2 protein-coding genes are annotated in these 2,099 nt (G+C 35.7%); both read right to left on the reverse strand.

All coding sequences use genetic code 11. The features are described from left to right. Window positions 1-53 precede the first annotated feature (53 nt). A complete protein-coding gene (gene istB, locus QOS03_RS09075; protein WP_283576180.1) occupies window positions 54-806 on the reverse strand; it encodes an IS21-like element helper ATPase IstB in 753 nt (250 codons plus the stop codon). Window positions 807-820: 14 nt separating this feature from the next. Further along, complete coding sequence (gene istA, locus QOS03_RS09080) at window positions 821-1,984, reverse strand: IS21 family transposase (protein ID WP_283576181.1); 1,164 nt, start codon at window positions 1,982-1,984, stop codon at window positions 821-823. Between the last annotated feature and the right edge of the window lie 115 nt (window positions 1,985-2,099).

A 2,099-nucleotide genomic window follows, 5' to 3' on the forward strand; every position in this document is an offset into this window, starting at 1 on the left:
TGTCAACACCGATTTTAAAATGTAGGATTTCACCGGTTTAAAAATGTAGTTTTTCACCGATTTGTTTCTGTTGTCTGTTGTTCTTGATAGTCTTTCATTCGATATGATTTTCCAGTAATTTTGAATATTTCAGAATGGTGAACTAAGCGATCTAAGATCGCATTCGCAATTGTTGGATTAGAGAATGTTTGACCCCACTTGGATAGTGGAATATTAGTGGTAATGATTGTTGATTTCTTTTCATATCGACGAGCTATTAACTGAAAGAAAAGATCTGATCCCAAATCGTCAATAGGTAGATAGCCTATTTCATCAATAATCAAAAGCTTATAACGACTGTAGTTTTTTAATATTGCCTCAAGACGATTTTCTTGGTGGGCAAGTTTGAGCCGTTCAATTAGTTCATGACAATTGACAAAATAAGTACTGAGATGATTCCTACAGGCCTCCATTCCTAATCCAGTTGCTAAGTGCGTTTTGCCAACTCCTGAAGACCCGATAAATAAGATATTTTGTGCTAACGAAACAAAATTCATCGATTTTAAGTTCATGATACGGTTTTTATCAACCGAAGGTTGAAAGTTAAAGTCAAAATCATTCAAGCCTTTGTCGTAAGGAAAGTGTGCAATATGAATGGACATTTTAGCTGATCGTTCAGTTCGATATGTTATTTCTTTTGCAGTTAGCTGTTCTAGAGCTTCTACTAAAGATAAATCATTATTATTCAAGTAATTTGGCAAATATTCTTTGATTGCAGTCAGCTTGAGCTTTTCTAAATTGTCTTCTAATTGTGTATAGATAGTCATCCGTCATTCCTCCACTATAATTGATCAAACATGCGTAAATTTATTTCTACCTGTTCTGCCAAATTATCGTCATCTAAGTCATGAAAAATAGTTGTCCCAAGGATTTCTTTCATATCATCGCGATGATAATTTAGTTTTTTATCACTCAGGTAATGTTGTCGAACCAATCGTGAGGCATGATAAATCATTAATTTTTGGTCTGTAACCTTGACGTTAACTGTTTGCCCGATATACTTTACAGGTACAGAATATTTATTGCCTAGATAGGTGATCATCGATTCATTACTAACTTTGCGGGTTAGATCGTGATCAACTAATGAATTCAAAAGGATTGGATTGTATGGCTGTAAATATTCTTTTTCTTTTATCCATAAATCTTCTGGTCTTTGATCAGTTGCTTGGCTTATTTCGTGATTGAGCTGTGTTTCAAGCTGCTTCACGATATTTTTTAACGCCTTCTCATCCTGAAATTCGTGATTATAAACTTTAATACGGTCTACGGTTCTCGCTAAGGCTTCGACTTTTCCTTTGGTTTGGGGACGGAAGGGCCGACAGGCTTGGGGAATAAAGCCTGCGGCTTTAGAGAAATTCAATAAGCGTGAATTCCAAATAACTTTTCGATAGCTACTCTTGGCGTGATCAACCGCCGTTTTCATATTATCGAAATAAATTCTTTGAGGAACACCGCCAGTATTCTGAAAAGCCTCAATCAAACATTGAAATAGTGTGTCTTGTTTACGGTCAAAAACTAACTTTAAGAATTTTTTGCGTGAATAACCCAATACATACAAAAATAGTGAAAAAGTAATGGGGCGGTGTTCTCGGGTATATAAGACTAAGTCTTCTTTCCAATCAACCTGACTTACATCACCAGGTGCAGTTTCAACTCTAATCACTGGCTGTTGGTATTGTGCTTTTTTCAACTGGTGACAGTAATCACGCAAAATTGAAATTCCGCCTTCGTAGCCTAATTCTTTAATGAAATAGAAAATGGCTGTTGCAGAACAGGTTTTGTATTTATCCTTGATAACATCACGGTATGGGTCCAACTTACTTGGGCGACGCTTGTTAGTTTGTCGTTTACCGGCTTGTGGATTATTTAAATACCGCTTAATTGTCCTAGGGTCGCAATTATATTGACGGCCTAGGGCCGCATAATTAGGTTTAATTTTTGCCATTTTGTAAAATATTAACTCCTCTTGTAATTCTAGTCGCATCAAATCACCTCAAAAGATTTAATGCAATTAGTATAAAAAATTGTAGGAAAACCGACAATTTCAAATCGGTGTTTTC

It is taken from the genome of Limosilactobacillus pulli, from assembly GCF_947381555.1.
Classification (GTDB): domain Bacteria; phylum Bacillota; class Bacilli; order Lactobacillales; family Lactobacillaceae; genus Limosilactobacillus; species Limosilactobacillus pulli.

Bases quoted from the DNA above. Each gene is read 5' to 3' on its own strand.
- istA (WP_283576181.1), bottom strand. From the start codon at position 1,984: ATGGCAAAAATTAAACCTAATTATGCGGCCCTAGGCCGTCAATATAAT.
- istB (WP_283576180.1), bottom strand. From the start codon at position 806: ATGACTATCTATACACAATTAGAAGACAATTTAGAAAAGCTCAAGCTG.